This is a genomic window from Collinsella aerofaciens, assembly GCF_040926185.1.
Lineage (GTDB): Bacteria > Actinomycetota > Coriobacteriia > Coriobacteriales > Coriobacteriaceae > Collinsella > Collinsella aerofaciens_BC.
This window is the reverse complement of sequence record NZ_JBCOIQ010000002.1, coordinates 1-16,187: the sequence shown is the minus strand read 5'-3', so window position 1 is coordinate 16,187 and position 16,187 is coordinate 1. Positions and strand designations below refer to the sequence as shown.

The following is a 16,187-nucleotide window of genomic DNA, read 5'->3' as shown; positions in this document are numbered from 1 at the left end:
CTCAGTTGCGGTGAAATAGTTCCTATTTGGAGGCTTTGGCAGCAAATACAGGAACTATTCCACCGCAACTTATTGCTCCTCTTTTTGGGATGGAGCCGTTTCGGTTTGGTAAAATACCGCCGCACTTGGGAACGGATGGGCTCCGGTGGGCTCCGCGGTCCTCAAAACCGTTGCGAGGCGTGCAAAACGTCTTGGATGTGTTCGATTCACATACGTTCCCGCCATACGCTACCAGCGCTTTTGTGCTCGCGGTCTTGCTGCGTGCCGCAAAGGCGCTGTTTTGTTTTGATATGGAGCCGTCATGTCGCCTGCTTTATGGGCTATGGCGTTTAGCTTCGTGCACCGGGTTTCGAGCATGCCGATGGGGGTGTTTTGCCGTATGACTACCGTAAGACGAGCCGATCTTTCTTGCGTCGTCCAGGCGGGCGGGCTGTCGTCGCGCATGGGTTGCGACAAGGCGCGGATGTTGTTTTGCGGCGAGCCGCTCATCGAACGCGTGCTGGGTCGGCTGGCGCCAGTTGCCGGCGAGTTGGTCGTGACGACTTCGCGTCCCAGCGAGCTTGTCTACCTTGAGGAGCGCGCGTTTGGCGGCCTGGTGCCGCGAATAGTGTCGGACCTTGAGGGGCCGGCGGGTGCCATGCGTGGCATCGCGAGCTCGCTGGATGCCGCTCGGTTGCCCCTCGCGGCGATCGTCGCCTGCGATATGCCGTTCGTCTCGCCAGAACTGATCGGCGCGCTTTCGGATCGGGTCAAGGAAGGCCCGCTCGATGTGTGCGTACCGCGCGAGGAGCGGGGGATTGAGCCGCTGTGCGCCGTGTGGTGCCGCCAGGCTTGCGCGCCGGTTGCCCGTGAGTTGCTCGACCAGGACCGCCAACGCATCCGCTGTTTGATCGACCGGGTCCATGCCGGCTATCTGGATGAGCCCCAGATTGTCGAGGTTGCCGGCTCCACGCTCTGCTTCGAAAACGTCAATACACCCGAGGAGTTTGCGGCAGCCGAGCTGCTCGCCTAGACGATGGGAGATGCCATGCCTCACAATATTTGCCCCGATACCGGGGAACCTTGCGCTTGCGATGGGTCCGAGCCTTGTACTTGCGGCTGCGGTGGCTGTGGACATACTGCGGAAGAGGAAGCGGCCGCCGCGGCGTATCGTGAGGCACACCGCGAAGGCCCGTCCAGTGACGCCCTCGACCACGAACGCAAGATCATCGTGTCGTTTGACAGCACCTTTGATGTGATGGAATGCGAACAGCTGTGTCTGGATGCCGGCGTGCCCGGGCGCATTATGCCTTTGCCCGGCTCCATTACCGCGGGTTGCGGTCTGTGCTGGGCCATGCCGTTCTCGGGCGATGCGCTCGCCGCCTTCCGTGCTGCCACCGAAGGCCGCATAACCCCCGCCGACTACCATCAGCTCGTCCTCTAACCACCAACACCACCACAAAGGTGCCTGTCCCCAATGTGGTGGTTCGGAACATGTGGACGAAACAGCTTCGAAACACGTGATTTGTTTGTCAGGTGCTCAAAAACGCTTCTACCTGCATCGTAATCAAAACGAAACATCTGCTCGTCGGCTTATGCGAAACTTTGCTGCAACAGTGCGATATTATCCATACTCGATAAAGCTCGCGGCGCATGGGGCGCCTCGAACGACACTTTTCTTTTCCATCAATTGGAGGAAGCATGAGCTACACGCAGAAAGTTCTCGACGAGCTCAAAGCCCGCTATCCCGAGCAGCCTGAGTTCATCCAGGCCGCGACCGAGATCCTCGGCACCATTCAGCCGGCGCTCGACGCCCATCCCGAGTACGAGGAGGCCGCCCTGCTTGAGCGCCTCGTCGAGCCCGAGCGCATCGTCATGTTCCGTGTTCCCTGGGTCGACGACCAGGGCAAGGTTCAGGTCAACCGCGGCTACCGCGTCGAGTTCAACTCTGCCATTGGACCCTACAAGGGCGGCCTGCGCTTTAACCCGACGGTCACCCTGGGCATGCTCAAGTTCCTGGGCCTGGAGCAGATCCTCAAGAACAGCCTGACCACCCTTCCCATGGGCGGCGGCAAGGGCGGTTCCGACTTTGACCCCAAGGGCAAGTCCAACAACGAGATCATGCACTTCTGCCAGTCCTTCATGACCGAGCTCTATCGCCACATCGGCCCCAACACCGACGTTCCCGCCGGCGACCTGGGCGTTGGCGGCCGCGAGGTTGCCTACCTGTTCGGTCAGTACAAGCGCCTGACCAATGAGTGGACCGGCGTCCTTACCGGCAAGGGCCTCTCTTTTGGCGGCTCGCTCGCCCGTACCGAGGCCACCGGCTACGGCCTGGCCTACTTTGTGGACGAGTACCTCAAGAGCCGCGGCGACTCCTTCGAGGGCAAGAACGTCGTCGTTCACGGCTCCGGTAACGTCGCCATCTACGCGGTCCAGAAGGTCTCCCAGCTCGGCGGCAAGGTGCTGGCCTGCTCCGACACCCATGGCTGGGTCGAGGATCCCGACGGCATCGACTACACCGTGCTCGAGCATGTCTACAACAAGAAGCGCTCCGGCCACGACAAGGGCGTTACGCTCGCCATGTACGTCGACGAGAAGCCCAATGCCACGTGGCACGAGGGTGACGGCCGCGGCGTGTGGCAGCTGCCCTGCGACATCGCGCTGCCCTGCGCTCGCGAGAACACGCTGCTGCTCGAGGACGCCCAGGCGCTCGTCGCCAACGGCTGCAAGGTGGTCGGCGAGGGCGCGAACATGCCCACGACCATCGAGGCCACGACCTACTTCCAGGAGCACGGCGTCGCCTTTATGCCCGGTAAGGCTGCCAACGCCGGCGGCGTGCTCGTGTCCGGCTTGGAGATGAGCCAGAACGCCGAGCACCTGTCCTGGACCTTCGAGGAGGTCGACGGCAAGCTCGAGCAGCTCATGCGCGGCATGTTCCACAACGTGGACGACACCGCCAAGGAGTACGGCGAGGAGGGCAACTTCGTCATGGGCGCCAACATCGCCGGCTTCCTGAAGGTCGCCGACGCCATGCTCGCCCAGGGCGTCTGCTAAATCTTCGCTCGACATAGCCTGTGATGAGGCTCCCAGCCATTCCGGCTGGGAGCCTTTTCTATCCCGGAGGACTCCTCATAACTTGCGGTGATATACGGACTGTTTAGCGTCCCAGAACGGCTAATCAGTCCGTATATCACCGCAAGTTATGGATGGGTGGGTGGATTTTGTCCTAAAACGGTGTGCGGCTCCTCGTTTGGTACACTTAAAAGTACTGGACAAGTGAAGAGATGGGGGAGAACGTGCTCAAGTTCGGTACCTACGTCCGTGTTGGAAACGCGGCCGAAGCCTATGAGCTCTTGCAGAAGAACCGCAACAATAAGATTGTGGGCGGCGGCATCTGGATGCGCCTGGGTTCGCGTCGTGTGGCGACGGCGATTGACCTTTCGGCCTGCGGACTCGATCAGATCGAGGAGACCGAGACCGAATTTCGCATCGGTGCCATGTGCACCCTGCGCCAGCTCGAGCGTCATGTTGGGCTCAACGTGCTTGTCAACAATGTCTTTGAGTTCGCCGTCCACGATATCGTGGGCGTGCAGCTGCGCAACACCGCCACGGTGGGCGGTAGCATCTACGGCCGCTTTGGCTTCTCTGACGTTCTCTCCGCCTTCCTTGCGCTCGATTCCTATGTTGAGCTAACGGGCGCCGGCCGCGTGCCGCTCGCCGAGTTCGTGGACATGGGCTATGTGCGCGACGTGATCGAGCACGTGGTGGTCGTCAAGCACGATTACCGTGCGAGCTACGAGGCCGTGCGCAAGGCCGCGACCGACTTCCCCTCCTTAAACGTCACCGCCGCCTGGTGGGACAACAGCTGGCATGTCACCGTGGGCGCCCGCCCGCTGCGCGCGACCCTGCTGCAGGACGAGGCGTGCGGCCTTATCAACGAGCAGCCTTCCGAGGATGAGTTTCGCGCTCTGGCCGCATCCGTGCGTGCCCTGAGTTACGGCACCAACCTGTGGGGCTCGGCCGACTACCGCCTCCGCATCTCTGCCCCGCTGGCGATTCAGGCCGTGCGCCGCGCCGCCGGCATCGAGCTTTCTGCCGCGCTTGCCCGCGAGTTCGAGACCGTGCGGGTCCCCAAGTTTGCCACGGACGAGTATTCCTGCCGCCGCGTGCCCGGCGTCGATTCTAGTGAGGTGCGCTAATGGCTGCCAAACTCATCGATCTTTCCTTTACGCTCAACGGCCGCAAGGTCAAGGTTCAGATTGCCCCCGACACCATGCTCTTTGCGCTGCTGCGCGAGCAGGGCTGCGCGTCGGTGCGCTGCGCCTGCGAGACCACCAACTGCGGTCTGTGCACGGTGTGGCTCGACGGCGACCCGGTGCTGAGCTGCTCGGTTCCCGCCGCCCGTGTTGAGGGCCACACCATCACCACGCTCGAGGGCCTTAAGGCCGAGTCCGAGGCGCTCGCCCGCGCAATGGCCGCCGAAGGCGCCGAGCAGTGCGGTTTTTGCGCCCCCGGCCTCATCATGAACGTGCTGGCGCTTGCCCGCGCCGCCAAGGAGGACCCGAGCCTCGTCGCCACGCGCGAGGAGCTGTCGCGCCAGCTTGCCGGCAACCTCTGCCGTTGCAGCGGCTACGAGAGCCAGCTGCGTGCCATCGTGCGCTTCCTCAACGAGTCCGGCGTGCAGGTGGGCTTCGAGATGCCCGAGCTGCCGGTCAATAACACCAGCTCCGACGGTGTCGCGTACAAGCAGATCACCCACAAGCAGCCCAAGAAAGACTCGAAGGCGCTGCTCGAGGGCCGTCCCGTCTACACGGGCGACATGGTGCCCGCCGGCGCCCTGATCGTCAAACTCAAGCGCAGCCCCTATGCCCGCGCCAAGATCCGCTCCATCGATACGTCGCGCGCACTGAAGGTGCCCGGCGTCGTGGGTGTCTACACCTACGAGGACGTGCCCAAGCGCCGCTTTACCATCGCCGGCCAGAGCTATCCGCAGCCGAGTCCCTACGACCGCCTGATTCTCGAGAACCTGGTGCGTTACCAAAACGAGGAGGTGGCGATTGTCGCCGCCGAGACCGAGGAGGCCGCCGACAAGGCGCTCAAGCTCATTAAGGTCGACTATGAGGTGCTCGAGCCGCTGCTCGACTTTACCCAGGCACTCGATAATGACATCGTGGTTCACCCCGAGGGCGACGTGACCTTTATGTTCCCGCAGGGCGGCGACGTTCCGCGCAACCTGGTGTGCAGCGGCACGAGCGACTTTGGCGACCTTGACGAGGCCTTCGCCCAGAGCGACATCGTCTTCACCCGCACCTACACCAGCCAAGCCACGCAGACCGCGCCCATGGAAACCTTCCGCGCCTTCGCGACGACCGACGCCTTCGGCCGCATCTCGGTGACCACCTCTACGCAGGTGCCCTTCCACGTGCGCCGCATGGTCGCGCAGTCGCTCGACATTCCGCAGTCGCAGGTGCAGGTCATCAAGCCGCGCATCGGCGGCGGTTTTGGCTCCAAGCAGACGGGCTGCTGCGAGATCTTCGTGGCGTTCGTGACCCAGCAGACCGGTCGTCCGAGCTACTGCTGCTACACGCGTGAGGAGACCATCACCGCGGGCAACTCGCGCCACCAGATGCAGATGACCGTTAAGCTGGGCGCCATGAACGACGGCACCATTACGGCCATCGACCTGCACACGCTGTCCAACGCCGGCGCGTACGGCGAGCACGCTACCACGACGATTGGCCTTTCGGGCCACAAGAGCCTGCCGATCTACAACCACGTGAAGGCGAGCCGCTTTAGCTGGGACGCCGTCTACACCAATACCAACCGCGGCGGCGCGTATCGCGGCTACGGTGCCACCCAGGGCCAGTTTGCCGTGGAGAGCGCCGTCAACGAGCTCGCCGACATGTTGCACATGGATCCCGCCGACCTGCGCCTTAAGAACATCGTGCACGAGGGCGAGATCATGCCGCAGTACTACAACGAGAAGCTCAACGCCTGCGCGCTCGACCGCTGCCTGCTGCGCGCGATGGACATGATCGGTTGGCGCGACAAGCCGCTGGCCATGGACCTGGGCGACCGCGTGCGCGCCCTGGGCTGCGCGCTCACTATGCAGGGCTCGGGCATCTCCAACGTGGACATCGCCGGCATCGACATGCGCCTGGAAGAGGACGGCTTCATTACCATCGGCACCGGCGCCACCGATAACGGCATGGGCGTCGACACGATTCTGGCGCAGATTGCCGCCGAGGAGCTGGGCGTGGAGAGCTCGCTTATCGTGGTGCGCGGCGTGGACACCGACGTGTCGCCGTTCGACGCCGGCTCGTACGCGAGCTCGGGCACGTACGTGACGGGCCTTGCCGCCAAGAACGCCGCGACCGAGTTGCGTGAGAAGATCTGCGCCAAGGCCGCCCAGATGTGGGACGTGGACGTCGCCGACGTGGTCTTCGATGGCCAGTACGTGCGCCTGTCCGACGAGCGTGCCGCGCGCGAGCAGAACCGCTACCTCACGCTGCGCGACTTTGCCAACCTGTGCGTCAAGAACATCGCGGGCGGCGACGCGCTCACCTCGCACGCCTCAGCCTGCCTGCCCGTTTCGCCCCCGCCGTTTATGGCCGGCATTGCCGAGGTCGAGGTCGACAAGGCCACCGGCAAGGTGACTGTGGTGGACTACGCGGCGGCTGTGGACTGCGGCACCGTTATCAACGAGGCGCTCGCGCGCGTCCAGGCCGAGGGTGGCATTGCCCAGGGTATCGGTCACGCGCTCTACGAGATTGTCGAGCACGACGACCGCGGCCGCCTGCGCACCGGCAACTTTATGAGCTACAAGCTGCCCACGCGCCTGGATATCGGCAGCATTCGCGTGGCCTTTGAGCCGAGCTACGAGCCGACGGGCCCATTTGGCGCCAAGTCGATCGGCGAGGTCGTCATCAACACGCCGCTCGCCGCCGTGGCCTCGGCCGTCGCGCACGCCACCGGCCACCAGGTTCGCTCGCTGCCGATCACGCCCGAGAAGGCCCTGCTGGGGGAGTAGCGGGTCAGCGAACAAGTCGTAATGGGCGGGACGGGGCAACTCGTCCCGCCTTTTGCACTCGTGGTGAGGTCGTGAGCCTGTAAAAGGTGTGCGTGCGCTTGTCGTTCGTATCTGCTATCATTCCTAGTCTGTGCGCTCATGCGGGCGTGGCGGAATTGGTAGACGCGCCAGATTTAGGTTCTGGTGGGATTCCCGTGAAGGTTCGAGTCCTTTCGCCCGCACCAACGCACCCGCGTCGGCTTATGCCCTCGCGACGCTTGTTGCATAAAGGTACCAGCACCTCAGATAAGCTGGGCAGTATGAGGAGGAACGTGTTGAACATCACCGCTTCTGACGTCAAGGACGCCAAGCTCACCGCTACGGTCACCATCCCGGCCGCCGACGTCGACGCCGCGATCAAGAAGGCCTACAAGGATACCGCCAAGAAGTACCGCTTCCCGGGCTTCCGCGCCGGTAAGGCTCCCCGTCCGGTCATCGACTCCGCTCTTGGCGCCGAGGCTACCCTCGCTCAGGCCACCAACGACCTGATCGCCGCCAACGAGCCCGCCGTCCTCAACGAGCTGGACATCGTCCCCACCAAGAACGGTGACTACAAGGAGCTCGACCTCGCCAAGGATCACGAGGACTACACCTACACCGTCGAGTTCTCCCTGCGTCCCGCTGCCGAGCTCTCCTCCTTCGACGCTGTCGAGATCGAGATGCCCCCTGCGGAGGTCACCGAGTCCGAGATCAACAACCAGGTTGAGATGCTCCTCAACTACCGTGCCACCTTCGAGGACGTCGAGGGTCGTGCCGTCGAGGCCGAGGACTACGTCACCGTCGACCTCAAGGCCGTCGAGAACGCCGACAACTTTGCCGCCGAGGGCCGCATGCTCATCGTCGGTAGCGACAGCAACCCCAAGGAGTTCAACGAGGCCCTGATCGGTGCCAACGTTGAAGACGTCAAGACCGTCACCTGGACCGACGAGGTCGAGGAGGGCGAGGAGGCCGAGACCCACACCGTCGAGGTCACCGTCAAGGGCATCAAGGTCCGCAACACCCCCGAGCTCACCGACGAGCTCGTCAAGTCCGACTTTGGCTTTGACAGCATCGACGCTATGCGCGACGCCATCAAGATCGAGATCGAGCAGGACAAGGCTTCCCGCCTGCCGGCCGAGAAGGAGAACCGTTGCGTCTCCGCTCTCGCCGAGCGTCTGCAGCTCGACGAGATGGACGCCGACTACGAGCAGTCCGTCTTTGAGGAGCTCGGCCAGAACTTCCTGTCCAACCTCGCTGCTCGTGGCATGACGCTCGACACCTGGCTGCCCGCTTCCGGTCTGACCATGGAGCAGTTCATCGGCGACCTGCACAAGCAGGCCAACGACGTTGCCCGTGAGTCCCTGGCTCTGGACGCCCTCGCCCGCGAGCTCAAGATCGAGGTCACCGAGGATGACATCAACGCCGAGTTCGAGAAGGCCGGCGTCAAGGACGTCGAGGCTTCCAAGGCCGAGTTCATCGCCGATGGCCGCATGCCTGCCGTCCGCGAGTCCATCCGTCGCTCCAAGGCCGTCGACCACCTGGTCGAGAACGCCAAGGTGACCGAGGTCGACGAGACCGCCAAGGACGCCGAGTAATTCTCGCCACATTGCCCGCGAGCGCATGCGTGCGCCCGTGATGGGGTAAAGTTATACACCGGTTATCCGGTTGCTTCGTACGGTGCCAGCCAATGCATAGCATGCGGGCACCGTACGTTTATCTAGAACCAATTTGGTCCGCAAGAGAGAAATGGAGATGCGTATGATCGCCAAGTTCGATTCCGCCCTCGTGCCATACGTTATCGAGCAGACGCCGCGCGGCGAGCGCAGCTACGATATCTATTCGCGCCTGCTCAACGACCGCATCATCTTCTTGGGCGAGGAGATCAACTCCGTCAGCGCCAACCTGGTCGTTGCCCAGCTGCTGCATCTTGAGAGCCAGGATGCCGAGAAGGATATCTCGCTCTACATCAATTCACCCGGTGGCGAGGTTTACTCCGGCCTGGCGATTCTTGACACCATGAACTTTATCAAGCCGCAGGTCTCGACCATTTGCGTCGGTATGGCCGCGTCTATGGCTGCCGTGTTGCTTTCGGCCGGCGCCAAGGGCAAGCGCTTCTGCCTGCCGCACTCCAAGGTCATGATTCACCAGCCCAGCGGCGGTGCCCAGGGTCAGCAGACCGAAATCGAGATCGTTGCCGAGGAGATCAAGAAGACTCGCCGCGAGCTCAACCAGATCCTGTCCGACGCCTCGGGTCAGCCCATCGAGAAGGTCCAGGCCGACACCGAGCGCGACAACTACCTGACCGCTGCCGAGGCCCTCGACTACGGCCTGATCGACCGTATCGTCACCTCGCGAGATCTCGCCGCGAAGGATGCCTAGGATGGCAGGTAACATGCAGGACAACTTTGACGAGAACGGCAACCCCATCCGCTGCTCCTTCTGCGGAAAAGAGCAGGGACAGGTTCGTCGCCTTGTTAAGGGTCCGACCAACATCTTTATCTGCGACGAGTGCGTTGCCGCCTGCTCCGAGATTCTGGAGGAGTCGCTGGCTTCGGACTTTATGGACGCCGCCCGCAACGGCAAGCTGCCGGGCTTCCTCAACGACCATGGCCAGGCTGCGTCCCAGCCCGCCGTTGACCCCGAGGCCGAGGGTTTTGAGCTGGAGGACGACGCCCGTCAGGTCATTACGCACGTGCCGACGCCGCATGAGATCTATGACGAGCTTTCGGCCTATGTCATGGGCCAGGAGGACGCCAAGCGCGCCATGTCGGTTGCCGTGTACAACCACTATCGCCGCGTGATCGAGGGCGGTGCCGCGCTTTCGGCCTTTGACGATGGCTTGGACTCGCAGCTCGACGATGATATGGACGAGGTGGAGCTCGCCAAGTCCAACATTTTGCTGCTCGGTCCCACTGGTACCGGTAAGACCCTGCTTGCCCAGACGCTCGCGCGCATCCTCGAGGTGCCGTTTGCCATCGCCGACGCCACTGCGCTCACCGAGGCCGGTTACGTAGGCGAGGACGTGGAGAACATCCTGCTCAAGCTCATCAATGCCGCCGATGGCGACATTGAGCGCGCGCAGGTTGGCATTATCTACGTGGACGAGATCGACAAGATCGCCCGCAAGGCCGAGAACCTCTCCATCACCCGCGATGTTTCGGGCGAGGGCGTTCAGCAGGCGCTGCTTAAGATTCTTGAGGGCACGGTGGCAAGCGTTCCGCCCACCGGCGGCCGCAAGCATCCCCAGCAGGAGCTGCTGCAGATCGACACGACCAATATCCTGTTCATCTGTGGTGGTGCCTTTGTGGGCCTGGACAAGATCATCGCCGACCGCGTGGGCAACAAGGGCGTGGGCTTTAACTCCGAGATCGCCGGCCCCACTTCGGTCGACGAGAACGACCTGCTGCGCCAGGTGCTCCCGCAGGACCTCAACGCCTTTGGCATGATCCCCGAGTTTGTGGGACGTACGCCCGTCGTTACCCAGACGCAGGCGCTCGACGAGGACGACCTGGTTTCGATCCTGACCGAGCCCAAGAACGCCGTGGTGCGTCAGTACCGCAAGATGTTCCAGCTCGAGGACGTTGAGCTTGAGTTTGAGGACGCGGCCCTGCACGAGATCGCCCGCATGGCGCTTGCCCGCAAGACCGGCGCCCGCGGCCTGCGCTCCATCTGCGAGGACGTGCTGCAGCAGACGATGTTCGACCTCCCCAGCGAGGAAGGCGTAGCCAAGGTCGTCGTAACCGAAGCCTCCGTAAAGGGCGAAGAGCAGCCCCAGCGCATCTACGGCTAAACCAGCCTAAAACGTGCTTGCAAATAGCCTCCGACCACCCGCGGTCGGAGGCTATTTTATATATACGCAATAACCCCAACTACCTGTGTTATTCTGTGTGTTTGTTTAAAGTCTCAGCAAAGTCCATTCAGACTGAAGTAATCGATACCTAAGGCGTGTCCGCCTGCTTGGTTTTCGTAGATTCCGCACGAGCCGAAGAGCACTAAATGTGCTCTTCGTGCGAGCCCAGGACCTGACCGAGCGAAAACCAAGCAGGCGGACACGCCGACGGGCAAGGGAGAGATATATGGAAGAAATGCCCAAGAACTACGATCCGTCGACCAACGAGCCGGCGATCCTGCAGAAGTGGCTTGACGGCGGCTACTACAAGCGCCGTGAGGGCGTGGGCGACTGCACCGTCACCATTCCGCCTCCCAACGTGACCGGCAAGCTCCACATGGGCCACGCCACCGACGATTCCATCCAGGACGCCATCATCCGCATGGCCCGCATGCGCGGCAAGTCCACGCGCTGGGTGCTCGGCACCGACCACGCCGGTATCGCCACACAGACCAAGGTCGATAAGAAGCTCAAGAGCGAGGGCATCAGCCGCCTGGAGATTGGCCGCGACAAGTTTGTCGACGCCTGCTGGGACTGGACCCACGAGTACGGCGGCATCATCGTCGAGCAGATCAAGCGCATGGGCTGCTCCGTCGACTTCGATAACGAGCGCTTCACCATGGACGAGGACTATGCCCAGGCCGTGCGCAAGGTCTTCTGCGACTGGTATCACGACGGCCTGATCTACCGCGGCAAGCGCATCGTCAACTGGTGCCCCAACTGCACCACCGCTATCTCGGACGACGAGGCAGAGTACAAGGACGAGAAGGGCCACCTGTGGCACCTGCGCTACCCGCTGACCGAGCCGGTCAACGGCCAGGACTACATCGTCGTCGCCACCACGCGCCCCGAGACCATGCTCGGCGACACGGGCGTCGCCGTTTCCCCGAAGGACCCCGAGAAGGCCGCCTTCGTGGGCAAGACCGTCAAGCTTCCCATCGTCGACCGTGAGATCCCCATCTTTGAGGATTGGCATGTCGACGCCAACTTCGGTTCCGGCTTCGTTAAGGTTACTCCGGCCCACGACCCCAACGACTACGCCATGGGTCAGGCTCACGACCTGCCGCAGATCAACATTTTCGACGAGCACGCGGTGGTCGTCGAGGGCTATGGTGAGTTTACAGGCATGACGCGCGACGAGTGCCGCGAGGCCGTCATCAAGTGGTTCGAGGAGCGCGACCTGCTCGATCACGTCGAGGACCTCGACCACTCCGTCATGCATTGCTACCGTTGCGACTCCGCTCTGGAGCCGTGGCTGTCCGAGCAGTGGTTCGTCGCCGTCGACAAGCTCAAGGGGCCGGCGCTCGACGCCGTCAACTCCGGCAAGGTCACCTTCCACCCTGCGCGCTGGACGCAGACCTACACCACCTGGATGGAGAATCTTAAGGACTGGTGCATCAGCCGCCAGCTGTGGTGGGGCCACCGCATTCCCGTGTTCTACTGCGAGGACTGCGGCTGGGAGGACGCCCTCACCGAGGACACCGACGTGTGCCCCAAGTGCGGCGGCCATCATGTGCATCAGGACGAGAACGTGCTGGACACCTGGTTCAGCTCGCAGCTGTGGACCTTCGCCACGCAGGGCTGGCCGCAAAAGCCGGAGCTGCTCGAGGGACATCACCCCACGACGGCGCTCGTCACCGCACGCGACATCATCGCGCTGTGGGTTGCCCGCATGGTCATGAGCTCGCTGTACTTCCTGGACGAGGTGCCGTTTAAGGACGTCGTCATCTACCCGACGATTCTTGCCAAGGACGGAAGCCGTATGTCCAAGTCCAAGGGCAACGGCGTTGACCCCATGGACCTCATTGGCATGTACGGCGCCGATGCCATGCGTTACAACCTGCTGACGCTGTGCACCAACAACCAGGACGTCAAGTTTGACGCGAACATCGATAAGAAGACCAAGAAGCTCATCGACAGCCCGCGTACCGACCAGGCTAAGTCGTTTGTGACCAAGATCTGGAACGCCAGCCGCTTCCTGCTTATGAACATGGAGGGCTACACGCCCGGCGAGCCCGTCGTGGAGACGCCGGCCGACGCCTGGATGTTCAGCCGCCTGGCCAAGACCGTAAAGATGGTCACCGAGGGCATTGAGAACTACACCTTTGGCGACATGGCCCGCGGCGTGCAGCAGTTCTTCTGGAACGAGGTTTGCGACTGGTACATCGAGGTCACCAAGGCCCGTCTGAAGGGCGAGGGCCGTCTGCAGGCGCAGCGCAACCTGATCTTTGTGCTCGACACCTCCATTCGTCTGATGCACCCGCTCATGCCGTTTGTCACCGAGGAGATCTGGGACAACATGCCGGCGAGCGTGCTCGATCTGGACGCCGAGGGCAACGTGAACCGCGCCGAGGCGCTCATGATCGCCAAGTGGCCCGAGCCCGCCGACTACGCCAAGTATGTTGACGAGGACGCCGAGCGCGCGTTTGAGCTGTGCCGTACCGTCGTGTCTGCCGCTCGCGCCACGCGTTCGCGTTATCGCTTGAGCCCCAAGGCCGAGCTCGACGTGGTCGTGCGCGCCGGCGCCGAGGACATCGAGAAGCTCGAGAGCCTGCGCTCGACCATTGAGCCGCTGGCAAACACCGCCTCGCTGGTCATGGGCACCGACGTCGAGAAGCCGGCCGCGAGCATCGCCGTGGTCGACAGCGGCGTCGAGGCCTTTGTGGTGCTCGAGGGCAAGGTTGACCTTTCGGCCGAGAAGGCGCGCCTGGAGAAGGAGATTGCCGCGGCCCAGAAGGAGCTCGCCGGCTGCGAGAAGACGCTTGCCAACGATGGCTTCGTGGCCAAGGCTGCGCCCGCGGTGGTCCAGAAGAAGAGGGACCGTGCAGCTGAGCTCAAGGAGATCCTGGCGGCTTTGACTGCTCAGGTGGCTGACTTCTCGTAGGCGTTACTGGGGGACGCGGTTTGGGGCATTGCTCGCTACTGCGGACAGTCCTGCTCGCACGAAGGCCACATTAAGTGGCCTTCGGCTCGTGCGGAACTTGTATCGAGCAAAGCCCCAAACCGCTCCCACAGCGGTTACGGGGGCGTCCGCTGCCTGGTAGGGCCACTGGGTTGTGGCCTTGATCTTGCTGCAAGCGGATAAAGGCTGATATTGCCAACGCGAGGGGCTCATTCTTTTTGGTGGGCCTCTTTTTCTGTTATGGGGGACTTTGGGTTATGGCTAAGCGTTCCGGCTTGTATACCGTTCCTTTTGAGTTTGATTTGCTTTCGTTTGATGAGGCTGTTGGGCTGGCTGCTGATACGGGGCGGATTTCCGGGGATGCTGGTCCTTTGCTCGAGACGGTTGTCGATATGCTCGATGAGCTCGGGCGTCCGGATGAGTATTTCGATTGCATTCAGGTTGCCGGTACTAATGGCAAGACTTCGACCACGCGTTTTTCGGCTTCCATCCTTCGTGGTGAGGGGTTAAAGACCGCACTGTATACGTCGCCGCAGCTGGTGCGTTATCCCGAGCGCATGGAGGTTGACGGGCGCGTTGTGAGCGATGAGGCGTTTGCCCGTGGCGTTTCTGCCGCTGTTGAGGCGGGACATCGAGTGAATGCCCGTCGTGTGGCGGCGGGGGAGCGCGCCTATTCCATCACGCCGTTTGACTTGCTGACGGCTGCCGCGCTTGTCGTGTTTGCCGAGGCTGCGGTGGATGTTGCCGTGCTCGAGGTTGGCATGGGCGGACGCTGGGATGCTACGAGCGCGACCGATCCCGTCGCCGTTGCCATTACCGGCATCGGGCTCGACCACACACGAATTTTGGGCGATACGCTCGAGGCTATTGCGGGGGAGAAGGCTGCGGTTATTAAGCCTGGGCGCCTGGTTGTTTTGGGCGAGGGCACGCATGAGGTGAGTGTTCAGCGCGTGATGGATGCGCGTTGTTGCGAGTGCGGCATTGTGCCGCTGGTGGTGAACCATGCCACGACCAAGGTGCCGGAGCACGTGGGCGATACCGTGGAGTTTAGCTGTACTACGCCGCGTGCCATCTATACGTCGAGCATGGTTAAGCCGGCGTATCAGCCGCAGAATGCCGCGTGTGCGATCATGCTGTGCGAGGGGTATCTGGGTCGCGAGCTCGACCACGATGTGCTGGATGCATCGCTTATGGGTTGCCCCACACCGGGTCGTTTTGATGTGCTGGGAACTGATCCGCTCAAGCTGATCGACGCCTGCCATAACCCTCAGAGCTGCGAGAACTTTGTGAGCGCGCTGGACGAGATCGATCCGTGCGTGGAGAATCGCCCCACGCTGCTGTGCGCTGCGCTGGCCGACAAGGACGTGGCGGGCATCGTCGACGTACTGATCCCGGCCTTCCCGCGCGTGGTCGTGACCCAGACCGATTCCGACCGCGCCTTGCCGGCAGAGGAGCTCGCCGCCCTAGTGGACGCCGACAAGCTCGCGGGTGTGTATCCCAGCGTGCCCGAGGCCCTCGCGGCCCTCGATGCCGCGGGCGAGCCCTTCGTAGCAGCCGGCACCATCACCCTAGCCGGCGAAGTAGCCGGCCTGCTACGCTAACCCATTCCCTCATCAGTTGCGGTGAAATAGGGACTGTTTCTGGGCCAGAAGCCTTAAACAGTCCCTATCTCACCGCAGCTAAAAAGCAGTCAATTTGGGACGGGGCTTTTTTAGCTGCTCTGTGCTCCGAGTTGTCTCGTTTGCCACGAAATGGGCCTATCTACTACGTTTTACCGGTCACCCTCGACCACACCGAGAATCGCGAAAACAAAACCGACGCTCCTATAAGTTGTCAATAGGCAGTTTGCGGGAGCGCTCCCTTCAATTCGCACAGGAGCTCGTAATACCTCCTCTCCAGTTTCGTCGACCGCCGTCTCCCATGTTCCAGGTGACCGAGTGAGGCCGCGGACATGCCGAGCCCCGCGGCGGCCTGCTTCTGGGTCACCCGCATCGCCTTGCGCATCTTCGCGAGCTCGGGGCCTTCCGGCGCGGCGCCGTCGGGATTCGGGTCCATGAGCACGCGGTACACCTCCCGCGCTATGTAGCGCTTCAGGCAGCGGACCGCCTCCCTCCGGGACTTCCCCTCGGAGGTCCGCCTCGCCACGTACCTCCTCGTCCTCTCGTCGTACGCCATGCGCTTGATCGCGATCTCGTAGAGCGCCCAGTTCGCCTGCCGGTTGCCGCCGCGGTTGAGCCTGTGCCGCTCCGTCTTCCCGCTCGACGCGGGGATCGGGGAGACGCCGCACAGCATCGAGAACGCCGCCTCGCCCTTCAGCCTGCCGGGGTTGTCGCCGGCGGCCACGACCAGGGCGGCGGCGGTCGTCG

11 protein-coding genes, 2 tRNA genes and 1 pseudogene are annotated in these 16,187 nt (G+C 62.7%); 13 read left to right on the top strand and 1 reads right to left on the bottom strand.

Going from position 1 to position 16,187, the window contains the following annotated elements:
• Positions 1-127 precede the first annotated feature (127 nt).
• From AB5750_RS01110 to AB5750_RS01055, 13 genes and pseudogenes are all read left to right on the top strand, one after another.
• Positions 128-224 (top strand) — tRNA-Sec (locus AB5750_RS01110).
• Between the two features lie 155 nt (positions 225-379).
• Positions 380-1,012 carry a molybdenum cofactor guanylyltransferase gene (mobA, locus tag AB5750_RS01105; RefSeq protein ID WP_368145248.1) on the top strand — a complete coding sequence of 211 codons (633 nt, stop codon included), beginning with the start codon at positions 380-382 and terminating at the stop codon, positions 1,010-1,012.
• A gap of 15 nt (positions 1,013-1,027) precedes the next feature.
• On the top strand, positions 1,028-1,423 hold the full coding sequence (locus tag AB5750_RS01100; RefSeq protein ID WP_368145250.1) for a putative Se/S carrier protein: 396 nt from the start codon (positions 1,028-1,030) through the stop codon (positions 1,421-1,423).
• Positions 1,424-1,680: 257 nt separating this feature from the next.
• Positions 1,681-3,036 (top strand): NADP-specific glutamate dehydrogenase, encoded by a 1,356-nt coding sequence (gdhA, locus tag AB5750_RS01095; RefSeq protein ID WP_195232019.1) that lies wholly within the window; start codon positions 1,681-1,683, stop codon positions 3,034-3,036.
• Positions 3,037-3,278: 242 nt separating this feature from the next.
• Positions 3,279-4,181, top strand: a complete 903-nt coding sequence (locus tag AB5750_RS01090; protein WP_368145252.1) for an FAD binding domain-containing protein — start codon at positions 3,279-3,281, stop codon at positions 4,179-4,181.
• Positions 4,181-4,624: pseudogene (locus tag AB5750_RS09690) on the top strand ((2Fe-2S)-binding protein); the annotation flags it as partial. The gene AB5750_RS01090 and the pseudogene AB5750_RS09690, both read left to right, overlap by 1 nt.
• Positions 4,625-4,801: 177 nt before the next feature.
• The gene (locus AB5750_RS01085; protein WP_438266009.1) at positions 4,802-7,012 is read left to right on the top strand and encodes a xanthine dehydrogenase family protein molybdopterin-binding subunit; all 2,211 of its coding nucleotides are present in this window, start codon (positions 4,802-4,804) and stop codon (positions 7,010-7,012) included.
• A 140-nt stretch (positions 7,013-7,152) separates the two neighbouring features.
• A tRNA-Leu gene (locus AB5750_RS01080) sits at positions 7,153-7,236 on the top strand.
• An 87-nt stretch (positions 7,237-7,323) separates the two neighbouring features.
• Positions 7,324-8,625, top strand: a complete 1,302-nt coding sequence (gene tig, locus AB5750_RS01075) for a trigger factor (protein WP_368145255.1) — start codon at positions 7,324-7,326, stop codon at positions 8,623-8,625.
• A 163-nt stretch (positions 8,626-8,788) separates the two neighbouring features.
• Positions 8,789-9,409 (top strand): ATP-dependent Clp protease proteolytic subunit, encoded by a 621-nt coding sequence (locus AB5750_RS01070; RefSeq protein ID WP_022095182.1) that lies wholly within the window; start codon positions 8,789-8,791, stop codon positions 9,407-9,409.
• Between the two features lies 1 nt (position 9,410).
• Positions 9,411-10,820, top strand: a complete 1,410-nt coding sequence (clpX, locus tag AB5750_RS01065; RefSeq protein ID WP_368145257.1) for an ATP-dependent Clp protease ATP-binding subunit ClpX — start codon at positions 9,411-9,413, stop codon at positions 10,818-10,820.
• A 286-nt stretch (positions 10,821-11,106) separates the two neighbouring features.
• Positions 11,107-13,803: a valine--tRNA ligase gene (locus AB5750_RS01060; RefSeq protein WP_368145258.1), complete on the top strand. Its 2,697-nt coding sequence runs from the start codon at positions 11,107-11,109 to the stop codon at positions 13,801-13,803.
• A 275-nt stretch (positions 13,804-14,078) separates the two neighbouring features.
• Positions 14,079-15,422 (top strand): bifunctional folylpolyglutamate synthase/dihydrofolate synthase, encoded by a 1,344-nt coding sequence (locus AB5750_RS01055; RefSeq protein ID WP_368145259.1) that lies wholly within the window; start codon positions 14,079-14,081, stop codon positions 15,420-15,422.
• A gap of 232 nt (positions 15,423-15,654) precedes the next feature.
• Here the strand turns inward: AB5750_RS01055 and AB5750_RS01050 are convergent.
• Positions 15,655-16,187 (bottom strand): transposase (locus AB5750_RS01050; protein WP_368154880.1); only part of this gene is annotated, 533 nt, incomplete at its 5' end.

Bases quoted from the DNA above. Each gene is read 5' to 3' on its own strand.
- AB5750_RS01100 (WP_368145250.1), top strand. From the start codon at position 1,028: ATGCCTCACAATATTTGCCCCGATACCGGGGAACCTTGCGCTTGCGAT.
- AB5750_RS01060 (WP_368145258.1), top strand. From the start codon at position 11,107: ATGGAAGAAATGCCCAAGAACTACGATCCGTCGACCAACGAGCCGGCG.
- AB5750_RS01085 (WP_438266009.1), top strand. From the start codon at position 4,802: ATGGTGCCCGCCGGCGCCCTGATCGTCAAACTCAAGCGCAGCCCCTAT.
- clpX (WP_368145257.1), top strand. From the start codon at position 9,411: ATGGCAGGTAACATGCAGGACAACTTTGACGAGAACGGCAACCCCATC.
- AB5750_RS01055 (WP_368145259.1), top strand. From the start codon at position 14,079: ATGGCTAAGCGTTCCGGCTTGTATACCGTTCCTTTTGAGTTTGATTTG.
- AB5750_RS01070 (WP_022095182.1), top strand. From the start codon at position 8,789: ATGATCGCCAAGTTCGATTCCGCCCTCGTGCCATACGTTATCGAGCAG.
- mobA (WP_368145248.1), top strand. From the start codon at position 380: ATGACTACCGTAAGACGAGCCGATCTTTCTTGCGTCGTCCAGGCGGGC.
- gdhA (WP_195232019.1), top strand. From the start codon at position 1,681: ATGAGCTACACGCAGAAAGTTCTCGACGAGCTCAAAGCCCGCTATCCC.